The organism is Amycolatopsis camponoti (genome assembly GCF_902497555.1).
Taxonomy (GTDB): Bacteria; Actinomycetota; Actinomycetes; order Mycobacteriales; family Pseudonocardiaceae; genus Amycolatopsis; species Amycolatopsis camponoti.
The window spans coordinates 2,030,885-2,055,965 of the sequence record NZ_CABVGP010000002.1 but is presented as its reverse complement, the minus strand read 5'-3'; the positions used below and the strand labels follow the sequence as shown (position 1 = coordinate 2,055,965).

Genomic DNA, 25,081 nt, shown 5'->3' with positions numbered 1-25,081 from the left:
GTCGCATAGGAACAGGAGCATTGCGTGACCGAAAGTGCCGCCCCCATCGACGTGGACCGGCTGTCGGGCATCGACCCGGCGGCCGCGGACCAGCAGCTGAACGACAAAGTCGGCATGAAGCTGCTGGAAGCGACGGCCGAACGCGTGGTCGGCACCATCCCGGTCGAGGGCAACCTCCAGCCGTACGGCCTGCTGCACGGCGGCGCCAACGCCGTGCTCGCCGAAGCGCTGGGCTCGACGGTCGCCGCGCTCAACGCGGGCCCGGGCCGCGCGGCGATGGGGCTGGAGCTGTCCTGCACGCACCACCGGGCGGTCCGCTCGGGCACCGTCACCGGGGTCGCGACGCCGCTGCACGTCGGCCGCGGCACCATCACCGCGGAGATCGTCCTGACCGACGACGAGGGCCGGCGCACCTGCACCGCGCGCCTCACCTGCGTCGTCCGGGACCGCCCGCCGGGCGCCTGAGCCGGTGGACCTCGACCTCGCCCAGGTGCGGGCGTTCGTCGTGACCGCGGACCAGCGCCACTTCGGGCGGGCGGCCCAGACGCTGTTCCTCACGCAGCAGGCGCTGTCGAAGCGGATCCGGAAGCTCGAGGACACGCTGGCCACGCCGCTGTTCCTGCGCACCAACCGGTCGGTCGAGCTGACCGCCGACGGCGAACGGTTCCTCCCGCACGCGCGCGAGCTGGTGCGGGTGGCCGACGCGGCGGTGGCCGCCATGAGCGCCGACGACCGGCCGCTGCGCCTCGACGTCGTCGACTTCCGGCTCTCCCCGATGTTCCTGCTGCGCCGGCTCGCCGAACGGGAGCCGGCGCTGCGGATCGACCGGGTCGCCGGCGGCGGGTTCGCCCACGCCGTCGAGCCGCTGTTGTCCGGGGAGCTCGACGCCGCCGTCGGCCGCGTCACCGGCTTCGGCCGGCCGCTGCCCGACGAGCTGGAGCACCGGACGGTCCGGCTCGAACCGCTGGTCGCGCTGCTCGCGCCGGAGCACCCGCTGGCCCAGCTGGACGCGCTGCGGCTCGACGAGCTGCGCGCCGAGGGCATCTGGCTGCCCGGGTCCGGCGGGGCCGCCGAATGGCTGTCCTACCTGCAGGCGATGTGCGGCCGGTTCGACGTGCCGATCGACGACTCCGGCGTCAGCTACGACCTGCGGCACACGCTCGAGCAGACGCGGTACGGCAAGCGGCGCGTCACGCTCGCCGGGGCCGACATGGAGCTCGCGCCCGACCTGGACCTGAAGGTGCTGCCGTTCGAGCCGTCCCCGCTGTTCCCGTGGTCGCTGGTCTGGCGGCGCGGGAAGGCGCACCCGGCGCTGCGGCGGCTGCTGGCGCTGGCCGGGCGCACCAGCCGTGAAGAGAACTGGTGCGCCTACGACCCGGCGCACGCCTGGCTGCCCGACGACGACCTCAGGCTCGCAACCGCCGCGCGAACCACTCGCTGAACGCCGCGTCGACGTGCTTCGCTTCCGGGCTCCCCGGAGCGAACTCGTGCCCCATTCCTTCGACCGTCACCAGCTCGGTCCCCAGCTCCTCGCGCAGGGCTCGCGCCGGTTCGCGCACGGCGCTGTCGTCCTCGGCCCCGGCGACCAGCAGCAGCGGCGCGGTCAGCTCCCCGGCCCGGCGCACGAAGTCGTAGTGGTCGGCGACGGCCCGCGACCGCGGGGACCACGGGTAGGTGACGTCGAAGAGCCGCTCGTTGCGCCCGATCACCGGGCCCAGCCGCGCGACCGGGCTGACCACCGCGGCGGCCTCGACGGCGACGTCCCCGCGGGCGAGCACCTCCAGCGCGACCAGCGAGCCCGCCGAGCCGCCGAAGACGCCGAGCGGGCCGTCCGCGCCCGGGAGCCGGTCCCGCAGCTCGGCCAGCGCCGCGGGGAACTCCGCCACCGCCTGCTCGGTGACCGGCTCGAAGACGTTGAGCACCGCGTCCTCGCTCGCCCGCCGGAACAGCTCCGCCGGACCGCCCTCGGGCAGCCGGGCCCCGGTCAGCGGCAGGCCGAAGTACACCCGCCACGCCTGCAGGCCGCTCATCGGCACCGCTTCGGCGAAGGCCTGCTCGCTCGCGGGCACCTCCATCAGGTGCCAGCCCGCCACCAGCGCCGCCGTCGCTCCCGGGTCCGCCGGCGCCAGCGCCACGAACGGCACGCCCGCCGCGACCCCCTCGACCACTTCCCGCATCCGTCTCTCCCTGTCTCTCGGCTGCCTCCAGCGAACCGCCGGGGACGGGTGCGGGTCCAACAGCCGTTCCGGCGTCCACGACAACCGGTGGTTGTGACGGCCGGGTGCCCCTTCGGGCAGACCTGAGGTTCCCGGTGACCGGGGGTGGTCCGTTCGGCCGCCCGAACCGGACGTAAGGTGCATCCCTGCGGCGGTGCCCGCCGCGCGGGGCCCCCGCCAGGGTGAACAGCGGAAAGCCGGGAAACCGGCCACGCACCGCCCGGCGAAATGGACGATGACATACCGTGGAAACACGGCCGTCACCCATTCGCATAACGGGCCCCGATACTTAGTATCGCTACGTGACCAGCGGCGGGCTGTAACGAAACGTCGTTCGGCTTTTCGTGCAATTCGTGTCGGTTGCGATCGTCACGATGTGGACACAGAGTAGTGAGGCCGCCTGTGCACATGACGGGCGAGAGGGATATCTTCCTGCCCTAACCTAGCCCCTGTGTCGGGGGCAACGCCTACCGGCGGCTGGTTGGTCATGGGAGGTAGTCGGTGTCAGGAGTGCGTTTTGGACGGGTTCTCGCCCTCGCAGCGGCGACGTCGCTGGCGCTGGCGGGCTGTGCCGGCGGCAGCAGCTCGTCGGGCAGCGGTGACAGCAGCACGCTGAAGATCGGGTTCATGGGCGACCTGACCGGGGAGAACTCCGGGATCGTGATCCCGCCCAACAACGGGGCGAAGCTCGCCATCGACGAGTACAACGCCACGAACCCCAAGGTGAAGCTCGAGCTGAAGAACTACGACAGCCAGGGCAAGCCGGAGCAGGCCACCTCGCTGGTGCAGACCGCGATCGGGACGGACAAGATCACCGCCCTGATCGGCCCGGCGTTCTCGGGTGAGTCGAAGGCCGTGGGCGGCGTCCTCGAGCAGGGCAAGGTCCCGAGCGTGTCGCCGTCGGCGACCAACCCGGGCCTGGCCTCGAACGGCTGGAAGTACTGGCACCGCGTCGTCGCGAACGACAACGACCAGGGCCCCGCGATCGCGAACTTCCTCATCACGGCGAAGTCGCCGAAGAACGCGTACGTCCTCTCGGACGACCAGGAGTACAGCGTCGGCCTCGCGGACGCGTTCGAGAAGACCTTCAAGGACAAGGGCATCACGACCGAGCGCGACAAGTTCGCCAAGGACGCGTCGGACTACTCGTCGACGGTGCAGAAGGTCAAGGCGGCCAACCCGGACGTCATCACCTTCGGTGGCTACTACGCCCAGGGCGGCCGGCTGCTCAAGCAGCTCCGTGACGGCGGCGTGAAGGCCGTCTTCGCCACCGGTGACGGCTCGCTCGACCCGCAGCTGGTCTCGGGTGCGGGTGCCGCGGCGGCCGACGGCGCGGTCATCGGCTGCCCGTGCAACATCCCGGACGCGGGTGCCACCAACGAGTTCGCCACCAAGTACAAGGCCAAGTTCAACGTCGACCCGGCGATCTACGCCACCGAGGGCTACGACGCGGCGACCGCCATCATCAACGCGGTCAAGGCGGGCAACACCACCGGTGAGAAGATCAACGACTTCCTGAAGACGGAAGACTTCAAGGGCGCGTCGAAGCAGGTCAAGTTCAAGGAGAACGGCGAGCCGCAGACGAACGCGATCTACGTCTACCAGGTCGTCGGCGGGGTCATCAAGAACCTCGGCGACTCGACCACCGCCAAGATCACCGGCTGACGGAGCAGTAGAAACACCTAACGGGAGCGGGGGCGCTGTGAACCACAGCACCCCCGCTCCCCGCCAATGTGGCGACCATCCTCGCCCCGTCAGGTAAGGCAACTACGTCATGTTCCAAGATCTGCAGAGCCAGTTTCTGGGCAGCACCATCGGCGGCCTGGTAGCCGGCTCCATCTACGCCCTCATCGCCCTCGGCTACACGATGGTCTACGGCGTGCTGAGGCTGATCAACTTCGCGCACTCCGAAATCTTCATGATCGGGACGATGACGTCCCTGTTCATCCTCATCGCCATCGCCGGTGGCACCGCCCCGATCACGGTCGGCGTGTTCGGGATGATCGGCATCCTGCTGCTCATCGCGGTGGCTTCCGCGATCACGTCCGGCGGCTCCGCCATCGTGCTGGAGCAGCTGGCCTACCGGCCGCTGCGCAAGAAGGGCGCCACCCGGCTCGCCGCCCTGATCTCCGCGATCGGCGCCTCGCTGTTCCTGCAGGAGCTGTTCGGTCTCGCGATCATCCCCGCGCTGTCGGACAAGGCGGGCAAGGTCCAGCAGAACGCCCCCCGGTTCGTGCCGCACGACGAGCTGTTCCGGATCGGCAACGGCGTCGTGCGCACCGACCACGTCTTCGTCATCATCGCCGCCGTCGTCGTGATGGTCGTGCTCGACCAGCTGGTCAGCCGCACGCGCATCGGCCGCGGCATCCGGGCCACCGCGCAGGACCCCGAAGCCGCCGTCCTCATGGGCGTCAGCATCGACCGCATCGTCCGGATCACGTTCCTGCTCGGTGGCGCGATGGCCGGCGTCGCCGCGGCGCTCTACGTCATGGAATACGAGAACACGGACTACCGGGTCGGCTTCCTGCTCGGCATCAAGGCGTTCACCGCGGCGGTGCTCGGCGGCATCGGCAACCTGCGCGGCGCCCTGCTGGGCGGCATCGTCCTGGGCCTGGTCGAGAACTGGAGCTCCATCTTCCTCGGCTCCGAGTGGAAGGACGTCACCGCGTTCGTGGTCCTCGTCCTCGTGCTCATGCTCCGGCCCACCGGCATCCTCGGTGAATCCCTCCAGCGAGCACGCGCATGAAAGGCGACGGAGTGGCTGACAACAACGAAACCCCGGCGCGCAAGGGTTTCCACCCCGTCGACGGGATGCGCGACTGGTGGGCCGACGCGCCCGCGTGGCAGCGCTACGGCGTGTACCTCGCCCTGATCGTCCTGGTGCTGATCCTGCCGGCGCCGTGGATCGGCTCGTTCATGTCGCCGTACTCGGACTGGACGACCGTCCTGATCTTCCCGGTCGGCACCTACATCCTGCTCGCCGTCGGCCTCAACATCGTGGTCGGCCACGCGGGCATGCTCGACCTCGGGTACGTGGCGTTCTTCGCGATCGGCGCGTACACGTGGGCGTCGATCGGCACGACCTACGGCTGGTCGTTCTGGCCGACGGTGCTGATCGGCATCTTCCTGGCCTCGGTGTCGGGCGTCATCCTCGGCGCACCGACACTCCGGCTACGCGGCGACTACCTGGCCATCGTGACACTGGGCTTCGGTGAGATCGTCCGGATCACGGCGAACAACACCGACGGCATCGGCGGCGCGCGCGGCATCACGAACGTCCCGCACCCCGAGCCGCTGTTCGGCATGGAGTTCTTCCTCGACCCCGCGCCGTACTACTACCTGATGGTGTTCGCGATCGCGCTCGTCATCGTCTTCTCGGTGCGGCTCACCAAGAGCCGGGTCGGGCGGGCGTGGGCGGCGATCCGCGAGGACGAGGACGCGGCCGAGCTGATGGGCGTGCCGACGTTCAAGTTCAAGCTCCTCGCCTTCGCCATCGGCGCCATGATCGGTGGCTTCGCCGGCACGATCTACGCCAGCAAGGCCGTGTTCATCGAGCCGAACAACTTCCCGTTCATCCTGTCCGCGACCATCCTGGCCGCGGTCGTGCTCGGTGGCTCCGGCAACCTGCCCGGCGTCATCCTCGGGGCGTTCGTGATCGCGTGGCTGCCGGAGCGCTTCCGCCAGTTCAACGACTACCGCGTCCTCATCTTCGGTGCCGTGCTGGTGCTGATGATGGCGCTGCGGCCCGAAGGCCTGCTGCCGTCGCGGCAGCGCAAGGCCGAACTACGGGAAGGAACCGGCGGCATGGGCGCCATGGGCGCGGAAGTGGCCGGCCCCGACTCCGAGGCTTCGGCGGAGGTGACGAAGTGAGCCCGCTGCTCGAATTCGACAACGTGACCATGCGCTTCGGCGGCGTCACGGCGTTGCGCGAGGTCAACCTCACCATCAACGAGGGCGAGATCTTCGCCCTCATCGGGCCGAACGGCGCCGGCAAGACCACGGTGTTCAACGTGGTCACCGGCGTCTACCAGCCGACCGAGGGCGAAGTCCGCTTCGACGGTGACCGCATCGACGGCATGAAGCGGTTCAAGGTCACCAAGCGCGGCATCGCCCGGACGTTCCAGAACATCCGGCTGTTCCACAACATGACGGCGCTGGAGAACGTCATGGTGGGCGTCGACGCGCACCACAAGACGGGCGCGATCGGAGCGACGCTCGGCCTGCCGTGGCACCGCAAGGAAGAGAAGCACGGCCGCGAGCGGGCCCGGGAGCTGCTCGACTTCGTCGGCATCGGCCGGGTCGAGCACAACGTCGCGAAGAACCTCTCCTACGGCGACCAGCGCCGGCTGGAGATCGCGCGTGCCCTGGCGACCGACCCGAAGCTGCTCCTGCTCGACGAGCCGGCCGCGGGCATGAACCCTGCGGAGAAGAACGCCCTGCAGGCGCTGATCCGCAAGATCCGGGACGACGGCCGCACCGTGCTGCTCATCGAGCACGACATGGGCCTGGTCATGCACATCAGCGACCGGCTGGCGGTGCTCGACTTCGGCCAGAAGATCGCAGAAGGGCTGCCGCACGAGGTGCAGAACAACCAGAAGGTGATCGAGGCGTACTTGGGGGTGTCCGAAGATGCTTCTTGAGGTCGAGGACATCAACGTCCACTACGGCAAGATCGCGGCCCTGAAGGGCATGAGCATCCAGGTCGACGAGGGTGAGATCGTCTCCCTCATCGGGGCCAACGGCGCCGGCAAGACCACGACGCTCAAGACGATCTCCGGGCTGCGGCCGCTCACCAGCGGCCGGATCCTGTTCAACGGCCAGGACATCTCGAAGACCCCGGGGCACAAGCGCGTGCTGCTCGGGATCGGCCAGTCACCGGAAGGCCGGGGCGTGTTCCCCGGCATGACGGTGCAGGAGAACCTCCTGATGGGTGCCTACACCCGCAAGGACGACCTCGACGCCGACCTGGAAGAGGTCTTCGAGCTGTTCCCCCGGCTCGCGGAGCGGAAGACCCAGTTCGGCGGCACGATGTCGGGCGGCGAGCAGCAGATGATCGCCATCGGCCGCGCGCTGATGACGAAGCCGAAGGTGCTGCTGCTCGACGAGCCGTCGATGGGCCTGGCGCCGATGCTGATCGCGCAGATCTTCGACATCATCCGCGAGATCAACAAGCGCGGGACGACGGTGCTGCTGGTGGAGCAGAACGCCCAGCAGGCGCTGAAGCTGTCGGACCGGGCGTACGTGCTCGAAACGGGCCGCGTGGTCCAGAGCGCGCCCGGGGCCGAGCTGCTGAACGACCCGAAGGTGCGGGCCGCCTACCTCGGTGGCGACCTCGGCGTCTGAGTGTTTCTTTGGTGAGGGGCCCGGCATTCGTGCCGGGCCCCTTTTTTTCACAGCTTGATGTCGGTGCCGTTGACGTTCTTCATGTCGGTGATGGTGGGGCCGCCGAACGCCCTGAGCGCGACCGGTTTCCGGTCCTTGGGGAGGTCCCAGTAGAGGTCGAACTCGACGCGCACGCTGTGCCCGAGGTCGAACTGGGCGGGCTGGCGCTTGATCAGCATGGCCTGCTCGTCCGGCGGGTGCGCGGCACCCTGGTCGTCGACGAGCAGCTGCCGTTTCGGCTCGAACAGGACGCTCGAGGTGCCGGTGTTCGTCACGACGAGCCGCAACCGGACGTACTGGCCCTTGGGGAGCATTTCGGCGTGGCTCCCGGTGATGCTGGGCAGGCCGGCGGCGAGGCCGATCAGGGTGAACTCGGTGTCGCCGTTCTTCGCGGGCGGCACCTTGAGGGCGGTCTCGTCGGGCCGGACCTGGCGCGGCGGCAGCTCGTAGGTCGTCGGCGCGGGGGTGCTGGGGGCGGCTTCGCACCCGGCCAGCAGTGCGAGGGCGACGACGGCCGGCAGCAGTTTCACGCTGGTGATTCTGCCCGCCGGCCGTCGGTCCGGCTAGGTTCCGATGCTCTCGACAACGGCCTCGGCGACGGCCTTCATGGTGGTCCGGCGGTCCATGGCGGTGCGCTGGATCCAGCGGAAGGCGTCGGGCTCGGTGAGGCCTTGACGGCTCATGAGCAGGCCCTTGGCGCGGTCGATGACCTTCCGCGTCTCGAGCCGGTCGGTGAGCCCGGCGACCTCGGCTTCGAGGGCCTGCAGCTCGGAGAACCGGCTGACGGCGAGCTCGATGGCGGGCACGAGGTCCCGCTTGGCGAAGGGCTTGACGAGGTAGGCCATGGTGCCGGCATCCCGGGCGCGTTCGACGAGATCACGCTGGCTGAAGGCGGTGAGGATGACGACGGGCGCGATCCGGTCACCGGTGATCTTGGCCGCGGCCTCGATCCCGTCCAGCTTGGGCATCTTGACGTCGAGGATCACGAGGTCGGGCTTGAGATCGGTGGCGAGGGAGATGGCCTGTTCGCCATCCCCGGCCTCGCCGACGACCTCATAGCCCTCTTCGCGCAGCATTTCGACGAGGTCCAGCCGGATGAGCGCCTCGTCTTCCGCGACGAGCACCCGACGCTGCGGCACGGTGGCGGCACCGTTGGCCTCGGTAGCCTGATCGGTCACCGGGGTCCTCCTGAAGTGTCGGCGGGACGGTCGGTTTCGCGGCTTCCCGCGAACCTGAAGCCTACCGGGAACGATCCAGAAGCAGAGATGGCGTTCACCACGTAGTGGCGGGCGCGACACTCCCCGCCCCGGTAGCTGTCGGCGCCCGGTGATCCCGTAGAGTAACTGCGTCACGCCCCCGTAGCCCAACTGGCAGAGGCAACGGATTCAAAACCCGTCCAGTGTGAGTTCGAATCTCACCGGGGGCACAGTGGCTCACCAGCACAGAACGGCCCCTGACCAGGCGTTATCCGGTCAGGGGCCGTTCTCGTGAGTCCGGTCGTGTCCGGCGGTGTCCAGCTGTCTACGACCCTTCACCCCCTATGCGCCCCCGCGCTTCGGGCCGTCGTCGTCCTGCCAGTCGAGCGCCTTCTCGACGCGGTTGTGGGCCGCTGACTCCAAGCCAGCGATGACCTTGGCGTAGATCTGGTGCAGCACCGCGACCGAGGTTCTTCCCGCTGTGGGTCGTCTGACGTACTGACTGACAACTGGCAGCCCGATCTGGCTGAGCTGCTCGCCTTCCTCGATGCCGACTTCGCCGGCCGACGAAGCAGCGACAGATGGCGCCCGCCCTGGGCACGCCGCGGCCGCTGGTCAGAGCTGCCGCAACTTCGGTGAGCAACTGCGACGCCGTTGCCGTGTCAAAGTTTCTCGGTCCACCCTCATCTGTGGTGAGCCGGGAAAGCACCTGCGTAGGTCGGTGACAGCCATCAGGCAGGCCTGTAGGCGGCCGCGACGTTAATGTCAGCAGACCGACTCGACCAATGCGGCGTGGTCAGCTCGAGGAGAGCCTCCTTCAGCGCCCCTTCAGCACGCCATGCCCGCTCAGGAACTTCCGGAGCGCGCTGAGCGTCGGCTTCATGTCCCGGCGATCGATTCCGGCCGCCTCCAAATGGACAAGTATCCTCGAATCCGTTTCCTCCGGAAACGCCCTCAAGAACACGTCCCTGGTCGAGACGAGAACACGAACGACATGCTCCTCGACCTCGGCATCGCTTACTTCAGCCGCGGTAGCTACAACAGGTCGAGGCGGAGCCGCCAAGATGATCGGCGGTGCATCGTCTTCCCGTTCATTCACGAGAACCTGAGCGACGCCCACGCGCGGCTCTCCTCCGTAGCGCTCATGGGCCAGCGGGAAGCTAAGGACCGCGGCATCGCAGTCGGCCCCGGACTCGGACACCGAGCCGACTCGGAAGTCGATGTCCGGGACTCCTGCCAAGGCTTTCCTGCACTCCTCGACCAGCCGGGCCGTGGACGCGGCGATTACGTATCTCATCCGCAACCCACACTCATGCCAGTCATGATCGAAGGCCTTCCGAGAATCTTCAGCTCACCGTTGTTGAGAGCCACACCACCATCAACGACGTCGGCAGTGTACGCCATGCGCGCCCCTTCGGAGAGGTCCGAAGCCTTGACCGAAGTGCGAATCATGGTATACGGACCATCCTGAGGAAAGGCCGCGTAAGCTCGTCGCGCATATTCGGAAGCACCTTGCTCGGTAAAAGAGAAGTATTTGACGCCTTGCGGACTGTTCCAGGTCCGATTCGCCGAGATGTCCCCGAGCTCGCTCGCGGTAACCGCACGCCAAAGGTAAATCCGGCCGGGACCAGGGTCCGGCGGACCGGCCGGGTCGTTGTGCACGAGCACCGGCGTATCGCCCGCGACCACGTAGTACGTGTGGACTTCGTCAACCGTGAGGTTGTAGGTACGAGCTGCAGCGGTGAAGCGGTGTACACCACCAACGCGGGCATCGCCGCGCGGCGTATCGAGCTGGTCGCCCGGCCGCAGGTCCGCCGCGAAGGTCCACGTGCGAGTGGTGACGTCCCAGAACAGGTGGTGCGCGGTCGACTTGACCACACTGGTGCCTGTGGGTGTCTCGACGGTGATGTCGGCGAAGTCCTTGTCGTCATCGGTCACGTGGCGTGCGGTCACCACATGGCGCTGGCGCCAGTCGCTTCCGGGTAACTCGTTCTCGACCTCGTCGCCGACCTTGACCTCGTCGATGGGCTTCGTCGTGCCATCAGCCATGAGAACCGGCGTACCGGCGACGAAACTGTTGGCGCCGCGCGCTTTACAGCTCTTCGAGGTACCCCCACCTTCCTCGAGGGACCTGCCCGCGGAGGCCGTTGTTCCGGCTTCGGCCTCGGCCCTGGCCGCACCTTCGGCACCGGTCGCCGCTGCCGCTTCGCCTTCTGCCGCACTCCCGGCGCCGCCCAGGCCCATCGCGCCGAGCATCAGCAGGTCCTGGAACATCTGGTGGACGTTGTCGTCCCAGAACTTCGTGTGCGCGCACTCCTCGTAGTGCTCGACACAATAGAACGCCGCGATACTCTTCGCGCCTTCGATGTCGTCGGGATTCTCCTGGAGGTGAATCCACGCCATCTGACACCCACGCGCGCCGAAACACGCGTGCTCATTGCCGGCCCCGGTCGCCGTGTCCCAGAAATCCCGGTCGTTGTACGCGCTGCCCATCATCGACCAGAAGCTCTGCAATCGGACGAAGTCATTCGTCACCGGGGAATACGTCGACAAATGACGCTGGCGTTGCGCTCTATGCACGCTCTCGTGATACGCGCGCTGCTTCTTGGCCTGCTTCGGGTTGATCAAGGCCGCGCCGGCCAGCTCGCTCTCCGGGAAGATCCCGACCAGCGTCGCCCCTCCGTGGTCGTTGTAGCTGACGCCGTAGGGCACGCCGGTGTTCGGGTCCACGCCACCCACCACGTACAGGCCGGACGGGTCGGAGAGGTTGACCGGGTTCGCGTCGCCATAGCCGTAGCCGTTCATCGACTGCGGATCCGCCGGGTTCAGGACCGGATCCACGCTCAGGAACCGGCCGGTGGCCGGGTCGTAGTCGCGCGCGCCGAGGTGGGTCACCCCCGTCGTGGTCTGGTAGCCGCCGACGTAGCCGTGCTTGTCCGGCCACGTCGACGGCGGGGTGCCGCGGCTCAGGCCATACGGGTCCTGCCAGCGCTTCGACACCGCCAGGTTCCCCGCGTCCACCGTGGCGTACGTCGTGCCGAGGTGGTCGGACAGCTTCCACGAGAGGCCGGTGTCGCCCCTGCGGGTGGCGATCACCTGGCCGTTGTAGCTGTAGGACCGCGTGCCGAGCGCCTTCGTCCCGCCCGTGGGGACGTTCAGCTCGGTGTCGCCGACCGTAAGCGTCGTCCCGGTCGGCTCACGCACGATCAGCAACGCGCCGTCCGCGTCGTACAGGTACTTGCTGGTCGCGCCGTTGGCCTCGGTGGCGGTGGCGACGTGCCCCTCGGCGTCGTAGGTGAACGTCTGCGCCGCGCCGGCCGGGCCGCGGCTCTTCGTGCTCCCCGCTTCGTCGTAGCTGTAGGCCGCCTGCGACGTCCCCGCCGGACCGGACGTGGTCGTCGCCTGGACCGCGTGCGGCTGCAGGTCGCCCGACGCCGGATAGGTCGACGTCGTGGTGATGTCGCCCGCGCCCGCGTGCTGGACCTGCGTCTTCCGGTTGCCGAGGTCGTCGAACGTCCAGGAAGTCCAGTACGGCGCCGCGCCACCCAAACCGGTTGTGGTGGGTGCGGTGGCACAGTCGCCCGAAGGTGGCGTCCAGGCGTCGGTGAGCCGCTGGAGGTAGTCCTGCCGGAAGCACTGGACGTCGGCGAGCGCGTCCGCCGGGGTGTCGGCGATCTTCGTGATGCCGCCGGCCGGGTTGTAGGTGTACACCCGGTTGGCGATCCAGTAGTTCGCCGACGTGGCCCGCTGGGCCTGTGTGGTGGCGAGCCGGTTCGTGCCGTCCTCGTAGGTGGTGGTGACCGAAACCTGGTTCGGGTTCGCCGCGTCCTGGAAGTTGGTCCGCAGCACCTGCCCCAGCGGGTTGTATTTCGTCTGCGAGACCAGCTGCGTCGCACCACCGGTCGAGTCGGCGGCCAGCATCGTCAGCGGCACGCCCAGCGTGGAGTAGCCGAACGACATCTCCTCGTCGGGCAGCCGGCCCACCCCCGGGCTGGTCATCGTGCGCACGGCACCGGAGTTCGGGTCGTAGGTGATCCCGAACTGGTACGTCCCGGCCAGCCCGATCTCCCCCGTCGGGATCGTCACGGTACTGCCCGTGGGCCGTCCGGCGGTGTCGTAACCGGTGACTTCCTTCCGGTAGGTCTTGCCGTCCGCGTACCGGATGGACGCGGTCGCCAGCCCGGGCAGCAGCGTGTCGTAGGTCCACTCGGTCAGCTTCGTGCCCGACGCGACGTCGCCGTCGTACTCGGCCGTCTTCCGGCCGAGGTTGTCGTAGGCGTAGCTGATCTGCCGGTGCCGGGCGTCGGTGGTGCTGGTCAGCTTCCCGGCGTCGTCGTAGGTGAACGTCGTCGTCCCGGTGTCCGGATCGGTCGACGAGGTCTTGCGGTCGTTCAGGTCGTAGCCGAACGTCCAGCGGTTCTTGCCCGTGGTGTCGGTGATGCTCGCCTGCTGGCCACTGCGAGTGTAGGTGTACGTCGTGGTGTCCGCGGGCGATCCCGGCGACGTCTTCGCCGGATCCTTGTACTGGAGCAGCTGGGTCTGCTGGCCGAGGCCGTTGGTGATCGTGGTGGTGGCGGTGCCACCCGCGGGCGGGATCGTCGTGGTGCGGTCGCCGTCCGGGATCGTCGTGCTGCGCCACTGTTCCGTGCCCTTGGCCAGGTACGCGCTCGCGATTGCCCGCCCAGCGCTGTCGTAGGTGGTGGCGCCGGTGTTCGGCACGGCGTTGTCCTGCACGACGAGCAACGTCGAGCCCGGTGCCGTGCTGTTCCAGTAGGCGTTGTGCGTCTTCCAGGCCCGGCCCTGGGAGTCGTAGACGTGGTCGGTGACCACCCGGCCACCGCTGTCGTCCGGGGCCGGGGCCTGCTTCTGCACGGTCCGGCCGAGCCCGTCGACCAGCTCGTACGAGCTCGCGTACTTGCCGCTCGCGAGCAGCGAGCCGGTCACGATGGAGCTGGGACCGGTGTTGCTCAGCGAGTACGCGTACGTCACGTCGGCGGGAGCGTTGGCTCCTTTGCTGTGGGTGGGCTGCCAGGCCGCCAGCGTGCGGCCGAGAGCGTCGAACGTCGCGTCCGTGCGCAGCCCGCTCTGGCTGGTCTCGCCGGCCAGCGCGCCGGAGACCGGGTCGAAGTCCTTGATCTCGGTCAGCTTGACCGGGTTGGCGGCGCTGATCGGCGGGCTGGTGGTGACGATCCTGGTGACCGGGCCGCCCTTGTCGGGGATGTAGGTCGTCGTGGTCGTCAGGCCGAGCGCGTCCGTGGCGCTCGTGACCCGGCCGTAGAGGTCGTACACCGTGGTGGAAGCGGGGGCCTTGAACGTTTCCGCGCTCCCCGCGGCCCAGGACTGCAGGCCGTCGATCCGGGTTACGTCGCCCTTCTTGGGCGCGTCGCCCAGGGCCTGGTCGTCGTAGTAGGTCCGGGTGTCGGTGATGATGTTGTCCGGGCCCGGCGGGTTCGCTTTTTCGTCGCACGGACCGGAGATCTTCTGCACGTCGCTCGAGGAGGTCACCAGCCAGTCGGCGGTGTTCTCGAGGTAGTGCGTGATGCTGCAGGTCGTCTGCTCGGCGTCGGCGGTGTCGGCCTCGGTCTGGACCTGCGTGGCGAGTCCGTACTTGCCGAACGTCGTATGCGTCCGCCCGATGCGCCAGGCGCCGGCCGCCTCGAGCCAGGTACGGCTGCGGCTGGTCCCGGTGTCGACGTAAGCGGCGGTGCGGCCGTCGGCGTCGGTGGCCGTCGGGTCCGAGACCCAGGGATCGTTGAGCGCTCCGCCGATCGGCTTACCGCTCAGGTAGGAGACGGTCTCGCGGACGAACCCGGTGAGCTCCTTCCGGTCGGTGACCGACTCCTTCCAGTTGTCGCTGGTCACGCTGACGCTGCGGGTGCCGCCTCCGGGCTGGGCGTCGCCGTCCATGCCCCGCAGGTAGATCGACTCCGACACCACCGGCGGCCCGGCGGGGTCGCTGCCCGCCTGTCCGACCGTCGTCTTCACGTCGCCGTAGCCGCGCCAGTCCGACCACGTCCGGTACTTCGGGTCGGTCAGCGGGTTGTCGTCGTGGTGCCACGCCGCGCCGCCGAGGTAGTCGTAGTGCGTGCGTTTCGTCTGGGACAACGCGGTCCGGCCGTCTTCGAGGACGTCGGTGACCCGAAACTTGGTGAACCAGTCCAGGATCGGACTGGTGGCACCGCCCGGCGTCCAGTAGACCGGGTAGCACGACAGCGTGTTGGACTCCGGGTTGGCGGGCATCTTCACGCCGGGCACGCATTCCGGGTCCGCGTAGGTGATCGTGGTGAGGCCGCCCTGCGGGTTCGTGATCGCGTCGATGCGGTTGCGCGTGATCGCGGTGTACTGACTGTTGGCGTTGACGCGGTTGGCCTTCAGGACGCCGTGGAACGTCGTCGGGTTGAGGGTGATCGCGTTGCCGGTTGTGTAGGGACTCGCGACACGACCGGTCTGGGTGACCGAATCCAGCCACAACGCGGCGGGGCTGCCGTCGCCGCTCGCCGGGAACGACTGACCGAGCGCCCAGTCGTCGACCGGCTTCCAGCCCGTTCCGCCGTCGCTGACCTGGGTCCGGATCTTGGTGTACCGCTTGCGGGAGAAGAACGTCGGCGAGCCGTATTTGCAGGCGACGCCCGGGGCGCAGATCTGGTCGGCCGGCACGTCCGGCCAGGATTTCGCCGTGCTCGAATTCAGCTGCGAGGGATCACACGTGACGGTCCCGCCGGGCACGCACCGCTCACTCGTGTCGAAGAGGACCTGCACCGGGGCGTGGCCGAAGACGTCACCGAGATTCGCGTTGAAGCCGTACTCGATCTTGGTGAGGTAACCGCCGCGGGTGTAGGCCGTGCCGGGGTCCTTCGCGGTCGCGGCCGTCTGGTTGACGTTGTAGTAGTTGGTTTCCGGCTGGTAGTAGTAGGAAATCGCGTTGCCGTGCGGATCGACGACGTAGTCGAGGTTCCAGCGCCACGCGCGCTGGCACCACGACGTGGCATAGGTGGCCGCGTGGCATGGCTCGTTGTCATTGTTGCCGAAGACCGGGACCGTCCACGTCGACTGCGTCTCCGCCCGCCCGCCCGCCCAGCCGGGCAGCCGGTTGAGGCCGAAGAAGTACTGGGTCCCGTTCGGGGTGGTGACCTTCCAGTACTCGTTGAACTTGTCGCCGTTCACGGTGTTCGCGAACCGCTCGACTCGCGTGCCGTCGTCGTCCTTGGGGTGCCAGGCGCCGGTCGCCTTGTCGAGCACCAAATCACCGCTCGCGCCCGAGAAGGAGATGGTCGCGTTGTCGTTGAACCAGCACAGGTCGCCGGTCTTGTTCTGCGCGTTGTTGCCGCCGAGGTCGTCCGAGCAGCCCTTGTACGAGCGCTCGATGAACCCGCCGCCGCTGAGGCCCCAGCCGTCGCCGAGGCCCGACGACTGGTTGTTGGTCGACGAGGTGAGCCCGTCGACCGCACTGGAGGAGTAGTCGAGGCTGATCGACGGCCCGGAGCCACCCGGCCACGACGGCGTCGCGATCGGGTAGGAGAACCGGAAGTCCGCCGAGGGACCACCCGCCGTCCACGACCCGGACGGCTTGAGGTCGGTCGCGCCGAAGTTCCCGCCGCCGCCGGCTGTGCCTGCCTCCGCCGCGACGACCGCCGACTTCGCGGTGGGGGTGTTCACGTCGGCCTTGCCGGCCTGCGCGCCGGCGGCAGGCAGCGCCACCTCGCCGGTCAGGTGGTGCGTGCCGCTGTTGTTGTTCGACGCCACCGGCGTTCCGACGCGGCACTCGGGCTTGTCCGGAGTGGACAGAACGCACGCCGGGTACTGGACGAAGCGGAGCCGGTCGCCGAAGCCACCGCCGTACGCGGCGCCGAAGCTCTGGTAGTCGAGGTCGACCTGGAGCGGGCCGGCGATGTCGCCGGACACCGGGGCCACCTGCATGAGCACGCCCTTGATCCCCGCCTTGGCCGCGGCCGCCTGGTCGAGCGTCGTGACCTTGACCGTGCCCTTCGCGGCCGCCCCCGGTGCCTGCTTCTGGCCGCTCCGCGCCACCTTGACCTGGCCCGTGCCGGCAGGTGCGGACAGGTCGACGACGCTGCTCGCGGCGGCGGGCCAGCTGACCTGCGCCACGGCCGCGGGGGCCATCGCCGTCGGCTTGGTCACCGGCAGGAAGCCGCCGTCTGCGCCCTTCACCGAAGCTGTCTGCTGCAGGGGCGGGAGATCCCATCCCAGACCGTGCCACCCCGTGCCGGCCACGGCCGCGGCCGACTGCGCCGAGCCGAGCATCACCAGGACGACACCGACCGCGGTCGCCCGCAGGCGGAAACGCGCACGTCTGACGATCATGTGAACCTACCCCTGTGTGCGGAAGCCGGTACGGGATTCAGTGGCGGACGCCGAAGAGGGCGCCGGGGTCGTCGACCCTCTTGTCGATGACGATGCCGGTGTCGGTGCGGACCCCGGAATAGACACGGATTCCGGCGACACCACCGTAGAAGTAGTTGCTGTGGACCTTCGTCCACACCCCTTCGCCGACCAGGAGACCACCCGTCGCCGCGCGAGGCGTCACCCCGGACGCGTTACCTGTCGGCGTGTAGAGGACACCCGCCTGACGGACGCCGTTGACATAGAGCGCCATCGTCCTGGTGCTCAGGTCATAGGTCGCCGCCAGGTGCGTCCACGTGTTGTTCACGACGTCGGAGTCGCCGAACTCGATCGACGTGCCGTTCCCGTCCACGGTCCCGCTCGGCAGTAGGAACGCCCACCGGCCGTGCACCGCGCCGCCGGAGTCCGTCCACGGCTGATAACCCAGGATGAACGGCGACGCCTGGCCGTCGTCCATGCCGGCGACAGTGCGTGCGACGTTGTCGACCGCGCCGTGCGCCGAGGCATCCGCGGCCGACCAGTCGTGGCGTACCCAGCCCTCGACCGTGAACGACTTGTCCGTACGCAGGTCCGCCGGCTTGGCCGCGTCGATGTGGCCCGTCCAGGAGCTGTCGAACTTCGCCGCGCAGTCGGCGGGATTGCCGCCGCTGTCCTGTTCCGTGGCCAGCGAGACACCGCCGGTCGCGGTGGCGCTGCCCTGCGTGACCGTGTCGTAGTACCGGGCGCCGGCCATGGCCGCGATCTGGTCGGCGCTCAGCGCCTTGCCCCACACCCGGGCCTGATCCACGACGCCCTTGAAGAGGTTCTTCGCCCCGGGTTCACCGCCGAGGACGAACGCGCCCGCCGCGCTCCACGCCGCCGGGACGCCCGCGCTCGCCTCACGTTTCCCGTTCACCGACAGGCTGATCCGCAGCGCGCCACGATCGAACGTGCCGGTCACCATCGTCCACGCGCCGGCCTGCGGCACCGAGGTTCCGGTCGCCCACTGGGTGGCGGCTCCGGCGGTGTCCGACGGGTTCATCCCGAACGCCCACCGGTTGCTGTTCTTCGCGTATCGCAGCACGAAGCCCGGCGTGTTGACGCCGTTCTGGGACAGGACCGTGTAATCGCTGTTCAGGTCGTCGGCCTTCACCCAGGCCGACACCGTGAACGACTGCGTCGTGTCCACCACCGACATGGCGGTGGAGCCGGATCCGGTGCCGTCCAGCTGCACCCCGCCGCCACTGCGGCCGTCAACCCAGGCGTACCCGCCCGTCAGGGTGATCGCGTTCGCGTTGCCGGTCGCGTCCTTCGCGGTCGCCCCGGTCTTCTCGCCCAGCGTCCACGCCGCCTGCAACGACGTCACCCGCGACGTCCCCGCCGTCAGCTCCGGCGCGCAGCCCTCGGCGAAGCTGTAGTTCGCCACCGGTGCCGCGGTGTTGGCGAGGTCTCGCACGTCCGCCGCCGACAGCGTCCGCTGCCACGCCTGCGCGTCGTCGATCTGACCGTGCAGGAAGTCGGTGCCAACGCCGTTCGCCTTCCCCGAGCCGAGCACCATCGGCCCCGACGCCGGCCACACCGGCGTCACCACGGTATTCTGCTTCACCCCGTCCACGTACAGCGTGGCGACCTGGGTCGGCGGGTCGTAGGTCGCGGCGAGATGTGTCCACACTCCCGCCTGCGCCGGGCCGCTCGCGGCCGCCCGCACGTCCGTCGCGTTCGCCTGGTCGGCGTTCGTGAACCGCACCGTCCAGGTCTTGCTCACCTGGCTGTACTGCAGGGAGAACGGCGCCGTCTGCGTACCGTCCTGCACGATGACCGCCTGCGACTTCACCGTATCGGCCAGTTTCACCCACGCCGCGACGGAGAACGCCTTCGATGTGTCAATCACCTGGTCCGCGGTCTTCGCATAGCCGGTCGTGCCGTCGAGACTGATCGCACCTTTCACGCCGTCGCTGTAGCCATTGGTGTCCGGGTACGTCCAGCTGTTCCCGTGGTCGTAGCCCGGCCCCGAAGTGACCCCGCCGACGGTCGTCATCGGATGCGCGGCAAGACCCGCGTTCCCCGGCGTGTCCGCAGCCGTGTCCGCAAGCGTCGTGCCCGAAGACTCGTCCGCGCTCCACGCGGCGACGAGGTTCTTGCCCGGTGTGATCGGCTCCACGTGGTAAGAGCAGGAAGCCGGGTCCAGTGCCGGGTTCGAATCCGGGATGACCACGCACTGCGCGTCCGGGCTTGCCGTGCCGGCCTTGTTGACCGACTTGACCTTGATGATGTTCTGGTTCCCGTTGAGCGCGGTCGCCTTGATTCCGCCGACGGCGACCATCTTCCCGGCGCCGTCGGTCGACTGCGTCGCCGGAACGCTCGGCGATCCTTGAACCTGTGGCTCGGATCCGTCGGTCGTGTAGATGAAGTGGTCGATGTCGTAGAAGTTGTCGGTGGCCATCCCGGTCCAGATGCTGAACTCGACCGGATCACCCTGCACGGCCGGATGCGTCCACGACGGCATCGCGACCACCGGTTGCGCGGGTACCTTGCTGTCCACGGTGAACTCGCAGTTGCCGACCCAGCTCGACCACAGCTCGTTGTCGGTCACCTGCATCGACCAGTTGTAGATCCCGTCCTCGTTGATCCACCCCGCCGGGACCGCGGCCAGCTGCGCGGTCGCCTGCTGGTTCTGGCCCGGTGTACCCACCGCGACCATGTTGCCGCCGTTGTCGTGGGCATAGACGTTGTGCCCGAGCGCGCCGTACGCCACCGCGAACTTCGCGTACAGCGTGCCACCGTCGGGATCGGACACCTTTCCCGCGAGTTGCGGGTTCTTCGTGTACACCCACGGGCGGTTCGGCCCGCTCGTGCACGGCAGCAACCCGTTCTGCATGGACAGCGCCGTCGGCAGGTTCGGCGCGGAATCGTAGTTCACCTGCAGGTAGGGGTTCAGCGCGAACCGCCGCCAGGTGGCCACGCCGCCGCCCTGGCCGTCTTCCACCAGCGCGAGGGACACGTTCGGCCAGCGGCCCGCCGCCGCGTCCTTCGCGGCGTGCGTCGCATCGAACTGTCCGGTCACGTTCGGCGCGTTGCCGCAGTTGGCCACGTTCACCGAAGACATGTAGTAGCTCCAGCCCGGCTGGTGGTTCCACGTGATGTCCCCGCCGAACGGGCCGGTCAGCCACAGGTCGGTGTCCGCCGCGTTCGAGCAGTTGTAGGTGTGCGTGATCGTGGTGTTCAGGCTGGCCGAATGCACGACGGTCCCGGCGATCTGCGTGGTGTTCATCTGCAGGTAGGAACGCGAAGTGCCCGCGCTGTCGTCGTTTTCGTAACCCGCCTTGAGGTCGGACAGGTCGCCGTCGGACGCGTTGTAGTTGCGCGCTTCCGGATGCCCGGACTGCACGACCGCGTGCGCCTGCATCCCGCAGGTCGAGCACCAGGTGTCCGGATCGAGCGTCACCGGATACCGCGTCGCCGGATCGGCGAGGAACGTCTGGTCGGGCGAGATAGCGACCGCGTCCGCCGAGAGCTTCACCCCCATGACCGCCTCGTGACGGCCGCCGCCTTCACCCAGCTGACGCTCAGCCTCGGAACCCGCGCCGGAGGAGTCCCACATACGCGACGCGTCGCCGGCGAAGACGACCGCTCCAGTGGCGTCCTTGACCTCCAAGCCGTCCGAGGCCCGGGCACCGGAGGTCGGCGTGGCGCGCCCGGCACCCGGCACGACGGAGACCGTGGTGTTCTTGGTGTGGAGCCCGAACGAGATGTCACGCAGCTCCGGGTTCCGCGCAGCGGAAAGGGTCTTGACGACGAGGTTCTCGGTGTAGCCCGCCGGCAGCGCCCGCACCGTCAGATCCACACCCGGGAGCACCTCGGCATAGGTCGCCGTGTCACCGGACAACGACGGTTGCGGGAGATCTTTCGTCCACTTCAGACCGACCTCCTTGCCGTCTTCGCCGGCCTGCACGATCGGCTCGGCCGCCGAGCCGGTACCGCCCGCGTTCAGCGCGAGGTCCAGCACCGTCGCCTTCGGCGCCACCGATCCGTCGGCGTTGCGGACCAGCGTCGTGTCGATCGGTGTCCAATCCGGACCGTGCTTGACCCGCACCGGACGGGTGAACTCGGTCAAAGTCCAGGAACCATCCGGATTCGCCACCGTCTGCGACGTCTCCGTCGTTCGCGACGTCACCAAGACCTGTTTCCCGGCCTCACGCGCCCAGACCGACGCCGTCGCCTCATCCGGCGCCTGGTCAGGCACCGAGACGGCGGCCGACGCGGCCGGTGCCGCCAGCATCGGTAAAGCGGCGACGCCGACGACGGCAGCCAGGAAAGGAGCGCGCCAAGGCACGCCGAAAACCCCCACGAGATCCCCCTCGTCCAAGAGCGCCAGCACACAGCCGGGCCCCCGACGAACCCGAGATCACCCTGCCAAATCGGCCTACCGGCGAAAATAGTCCAACCGGCTTAATCGGTGCGAAGTTACCGAATCTCCATAATGGACGGCAACATGTGTCGTTCGTGACTTATTGGGTGTTTTGTTCGATTAGGCCAAGCCGCCAGCGCCGGAGTACACGCCGCCCGTAGTTGCCGTGCCGGCGACACGATCGAGATCCGCCCGGTCGGACTACGTCCAGCGGCTTGTTCCTCGATGTGACTCCGCAGCAAGCAAAGGGTCAGCCGGCCGGCTCCAGCCGGATCCGGACGTCCAGGTTCCGCTCGACCTCACCGCGGCTGTACAGCAGCGGGAACGACCCACCCGAAGCCCACAGGCCGTTCAGATCGCTGTAATGCGGACTACGCGGGTCCCCCGACTGCCCCGGTGCGTTGATCGCCGCCGAGCCGTTCCAGTTGCCCACGTCCAGGGCCATCTTGAACGTCGCTCCGATGATCTGCGCGTACGTCAGCGGGTGGAAGAACGACGGGTGGATCGTGTGGTAGTCGCCGCCGATCGGGGTGGGGCCGACGTTCGGGGTGCCCAGCGGGTGCTTGAACTCGTTGTGGTGCAGCGTCCCCCAGTGCCACGTCGACGGGTCGGGGCCGAGCTGGCTCGCCACGTCGCGGAACGCCACCGGCAGCGAGCTCAGGATCAGCTGGTCGCGCACCGCTGCTCCGTCCGGGCCCAGCCATCCGGCCGGGTCGCGGAACGAGGCGATGATCAGGCTGAAGTCGGGGTTGATCGTGCGGACCAGCGCGTCCGCCGCGGCCTGGGGCAGCACCGCGTGCGCCCAGACGTAGTGCAGGTACTTCATGATCCACGTCTCGTACAGCGCGGCCGCCGGCGACCCCGCCGACGCGACGCCGTCCCAGCCACGCAGCAGCTCCAACGCCTTCGCGGTGTCCGGGTCCGATGAGGACAGTCCGCGCACGAACTCGAGGAGCTGCGTGGCCACCAGCGACTTCTCGTCCTTCTGCAGCGCCAGCGAGCCGGCGACGGTCGCGCCCGGGTGGGACTCGATCAGCTCGTCGATGCGCTGCTTGCGGTACGGCAGCTGCCATTCGTAGTTCGACACCACCGGGTGGCCCGGCGGGATGTTGAAGTCGTTGGCCGAGGCGAAGTAGCCGGACGGCGGGTTGTACTGCCCCGGCAGCTCGCGGTTCGCGTAGAAGCCGTTCCAGTCGTAACGACCGTCACCGGGGACCGGCAGCAGGCCGTCGTAACCGGCGCCCGTACGACGCGGCGTCAGCCCCGCCGGGACGTAGCCGATGTTCCCCCGCACGTCCGCGTAGACCAGGTTCGAGCCCGGCGTGCCCCACTTCCGCATGCCCGCGGTGAACTCGTCGAAGTTCGTGGCGCGCTGGTAGTTCAGGCTGCCCAGGTACGCCGCGCTGCCCGGCTGCGTCCACGCCGTGCGGACCGCGAACGCCCGGTGCGCCGCCTCGTCGACCTTGACGACCGGGCCGTGCCGGGTGAAGGACAGCTCCCGGGTCACCGAGGTGCCGCCGCGCACCGGAATGGACTCCGTGAGCGTGGTCATCCGCTCCCAGCCGGTGCCGTAGCGGTAGCGGGTGTGGTCGTTCGGGTCGAGCTCGTAGATGTAGAGGTCGGTCTGGTCGATCGGCAGGTTGGTCAGGCCGAACGCGATGTTTTCGTTGTGCCCGATGGCGATCCCCGGGTTCCACGGCTCGCCCGCCCCGGCGAGGTTCAGCCCGGGCGCCGACAGCTGGGCGACGTAGCGGCCCGAGGGCAGGGCGTCCGCGCCGCGGTGCGGGTCGTTGGCCAGGATCGGCCGGCCCGACGCCGTCCGGCCCGGCCCGATCGCCCAGGCGTTGCTGCCGGACGTCGCGTCGGCGATGTCCTTCGTCTGCAGACCGGCGCCGGTGAAGTTCACCGAGGCGGTCGCCAGGTCGTACACCTTGAGCACGTCGTCCGGCACCGAGCACGGGTCGAGCCCCTCGGGCACCGCCGCCTCGTGGTCCGGGTGGAGGGAACGCAGGTAGCGGCTCGCGCCGGGGCCGGCCAGGCAGACCAGCTTCGCGCGGGCGACCTCCCACATCAGGTTCTCCCCGATGGCGTGCGTACGGATCCGCACCACGTCCTGCGGGCGCCAGCGGGCGGGCTGGTAGCCGAGCTTGGCGAACTCCGGCGGGAGCGCGGCGGGGTTGCGGCCCAGCCAGTCGACGTAGGAGTTGATGCCCTCGGCGAACCGGGTCGCGGCGAGCCTGCCCTCCGGGCCGTAGGACGCCCACTCGGCGTCCATGTCGCCGCGGTAGAGGAACAGCCGGGCGGCGCGGTCCTGCTCCACATAGGACGGACCGAGCACGTCGCTGAGCGTCCCGAGCCCGCGGCGGCGCCAGGTGTCGATCTGGAACAGGCGGTCGCGGGCGATGTTGAAGCCCTGGGCGAAGAAGAGGTCGCTGGTGTCGGCCGCGTAGATGTGCGGCACGCCCCACTTGTCGACGAGCAGCTCGACCGGCCGGTGCAGGCCGGCGACGGCGTACCGCGGGCCGGCCGCCGCCTCGACACCCGGGACCGGCGCCAAGAGGAGCACGACCAAGGCGAGGATCAGGCCGCGGATGACCGGCCGGCGTGTGGCCATGGTGCTCTCCTCGTTCGGGGCTCGATACCGGGTTCGTCCGGTATGTTCCCCGCCCGCGGCACGGTCCCACGAGCCCCCTTAGGGGTCCGGGCCGCGAGCGCGAGCCCTGATCGGCTAGGGCACACCGGGCTCCACGAGCACCGCTTCCGGGTCCTGCGGGTCGTACCGCACCGTCACCGCCGAGCCGCGGGACGGCGCCTGGAACAGCGACGTCACCATCGTCGCCACCACCGTGCGCTCCCCCGTCTCCGCCGGGAACCGGACGTGGACGACGAACCGCGGGTTCCCCATCACCCAGACGTTGGTGAACTCGACGTGCACCACGTGCCCGGTGACCCGCCGCCCCCGCTGCCGCAGCGCCTCGGTCCGGTCCTCCTCCTCCGCTTCGCTCAGGAAGGCCCGCAGCAGAACGACGATCAGGACCAGGGCCACCAGCGCGGACACCGCCGGGAGGAGGTACGGCTCGTAGTACACGACCCAGTCCACGTCGGACCACGGCTCGGCCTTCCCGTCGAGGAACGGGAGCCGCTGCCCCACCGACTCCGGCGGGGTCCACGACGGGATCGCGACGCCACTGCCCAGCGCCACGCCCAGCGCCGCGGTCAGCGAGCTCGCCCGGAAGCCGATGCCGAGGCGGTTCACCGACATCCCCGCGCCCCACAGCATCGCGAACCCCAGTGACGACGCCACCGTGACCGCGACGCTGAAGAACAGCACCAGCGACGCCGCCGAGCCCGCGTCGACCCCCCACGAGTCGAGGCGGTTCAGCGACATCAGCCGGAAGCCGTCCAGCATCCCGAGCGCTCCGGACCAGCCCGCGGCCGCCCACGCGAGCGTCGTCGGGATCCCCAGGAGCCACAGCCGACGGCCGGCCCGGCGGCCGCTGCGAGGCGGGTCCGACAGGCCGGACATGAATCCGTACACG

Annotated in this window: 15 protein-coding genes and 1 tRNA gene; 8 read left to right on the top strand and 8 right to left on the bottom strand. The window is 69.0% G+C overall.

Annotated features, from left to right (window positions below):
• Positions 1 to 24: 24 nt before the first annotated feature.
• Together AA23TX_RS29990 and AA23TX_RS29985 are read left to right on the top strand one after the other, a co-directional pair.
• Entirely contained in the window at positions 25 to 465 is a 441-nt protein-coding gene (locus AA23TX_RS29990) for a PaaI family thioesterase (protein ID WP_020646636.1), read from the top strand.
• 4 nt (positions 466 to 469) lie between these two features.
• Positions 470 to 1,441 carry a LysR family transcriptional regulator gene (locus tag AA23TX_RS29985; protein WP_155546128.1) on the top strand — a complete coding sequence of 324 codons (972 nt, stop codon included), beginning with the start codon at positions 470 to 472 and terminating at the stop codon, positions 1,439 to 1,441.
• On the opposite strand, the gene AA23TX_RS29980 is transcribed toward AA23TX_RS29985, so the two are convergent.
• Positions 1,407 to 2,177: an alpha/beta hydrolase family protein gene (locus AA23TX_RS29980; RefSeq protein WP_155546127.1), complete on the bottom strand. Its 771-nt coding sequence runs from the start codon at positions 2,175 to 2,177 to the stop codon at positions 1,407 to 1,409. The two genes, AA23TX_RS29985 and AA23TX_RS29980, sit on opposite strands and share 35 nt — an antisense overlap.
• A 549-nt stretch (positions 2,178 to 2,726) precedes the next feature.
• Between AA23TX_RS29980 and AA23TX_RS29975 the strand changes: the two genes are divergently transcribed.
• From AA23TX_RS29975 to AA23TX_RS29955, 5 genes are all read left to right on the top strand, one after another.
• On the top strand, positions 2,727 to 3,881 hold the full coding sequence (locus tag AA23TX_RS29975; protein WP_155546126.1) for a branched-chain amino acid ABC transporter substrate-binding protein: 1,155 nt from the start codon (positions 2,727 to 2,729) through the stop codon (positions 3,879 to 3,881).
• Positions 3,882 to 3,990: 109 nt separating this feature from the next.
• Positions 3,991 to 4,962: a branched-chain amino acid ABC transporter permease gene (locus tag AA23TX_RS29970; protein WP_155546125.1), complete on the top strand. Its 972-nt coding sequence runs from the start codon at positions 3,991 to 3,993 to the stop codon at positions 4,960 to 4,962.
• On the top strand, positions 4,959 to 6,086 hold the full coding sequence (locus AA23TX_RS29965) for a branched-chain amino acid ABC transporter permease (RefSeq protein ID WP_155546124.1): 1,128 nt from the start codon (positions 4,959 to 4,961) through the stop codon (positions 6,084 to 6,086). Before AA23TX_RS29970 ends, AA23TX_RS29965 begins: the two co-directional genes overlap by 4 nt.
• Positions 6,083 to 6,856 (top strand): ABC transporter ATP-binding protein, encoded by a 774-nt coding sequence (locus AA23TX_RS29960; RefSeq protein ID WP_155546123.1) that lies wholly within the window; start codon positions 6,083 to 6,085, stop codon positions 6,854 to 6,856. Before AA23TX_RS29965 ends, AA23TX_RS29960 begins: the two co-directional genes overlap by 4 nt.
• Complete coding sequence (locus AA23TX_RS29955; protein ID WP_155546122.1) at positions 6,846 to 7,559, top strand: ABC transporter ATP-binding protein; 714 nt, start codon at positions 6,846 to 6,848, stop codon at positions 7,557 to 7,559. The genes AA23TX_RS29960 and AA23TX_RS29955 overlap by 11 nt, the downstream gene beginning before the upstream one ends.
• Positions 7,560 to 7,606: 47 nt before the next feature.
• On the opposite strand, the gene AA23TX_RS29950 is transcribed toward AA23TX_RS29955, so the two are convergent.
• Positions 7,607 to 8,128, bottom strand: a complete 522-nt coding sequence (locus AA23TX_RS29950) for a DUF4352 domain-containing protein (protein ID WP_155546121.1) — start codon at positions 8,126 to 8,128, stop codon at positions 7,607 to 7,609.
• A 33-nt stretch (positions 8,129 to 8,161) separates the two neighbouring features.
• Positions 8,162 to 8,776, bottom strand: coding sequence for an ANTAR domain-containing response regulator (locus AA23TX_RS29945; RefSeq protein WP_155546120.1), 615 nt, complete (start codon positions 8,774 to 8,776; stop codon positions 8,162 to 8,164).
• Between the two features lie 174 nt (positions 8,777 to 8,950).
• Here AA23TX_RS29945 and AA23TX_RS29940 point away from each other — a divergent pair.
• A tRNA-Leu gene (locus AA23TX_RS29940) sits at positions 8,951 to 9,024 on the top strand.
• A gap of 587 nt (positions 9,025 to 9,611) precedes the next feature.
• Here the strand turns inward: AA23TX_RS29940 and AA23TX_RS29935 are convergent.
• The 5 genes from AA23TX_RS29935 to AA23TX_RS29915 all read right to left on the bottom strand — a co-directional run bounded on the left by AA23TX_RS29935 (position 9,612) and on the right by AA23TX_RS29915 (position 25,068).
• Positions 9,612 to 10,091, bottom strand: a complete 480-nt coding sequence (locus AA23TX_RS29935) for a hypothetical protein (protein WP_155546119.1) — start codon at positions 10,089 to 10,091, stop codon at positions 9,612 to 9,614.
• Entirely contained in the window at positions 10,088 to 17,116 is a 7,029-nt protein-coding gene (locus AA23TX_RS29930) for an RHS repeat-associated core domain-containing protein (protein ID WP_155546118.1), read from the bottom strand. Before AA23TX_RS29930 ends, AA23TX_RS29935 begins: the two co-directional genes overlap by 4 nt.
• A gap of 37 nt (positions 17,117 to 17,153) precedes the next feature.
• Positions 17,154 to 21,413, bottom strand: coding sequence for a LamG-like jellyroll fold domain-containing protein (locus AA23TX_RS29925; protein WP_155546117.1), 4,260 nt, complete (start codon positions 21,411 to 21,413; stop codon positions 17,154 to 17,156).
• A gap of 379 nt (positions 21,414 to 21,792) precedes the next feature.
• The gene (locus AA23TX_RS29920) at positions 21,793 to 24,156 is read right to left on the bottom strand and encodes a penicillin acylase family protein (protein ID WP_155546116.1); all 2,364 of its coding nucleotides are present in this window, start codon (positions 24,154 to 24,156) and stop codon (positions 21,793 to 21,795) included.
• A 114-nt stretch (positions 24,157 to 24,270) separates the two neighbouring features.
• Entirely contained in the window at positions 24,271 to 25,068 is a 798-nt protein-coding gene (locus tag AA23TX_RS29915; protein WP_155546115.1) for a DUF3592 domain-containing protein, read from the bottom strand.
• Between the last annotated feature and the right edge of the window lie 13 nt (positions 25,069 to 25,081).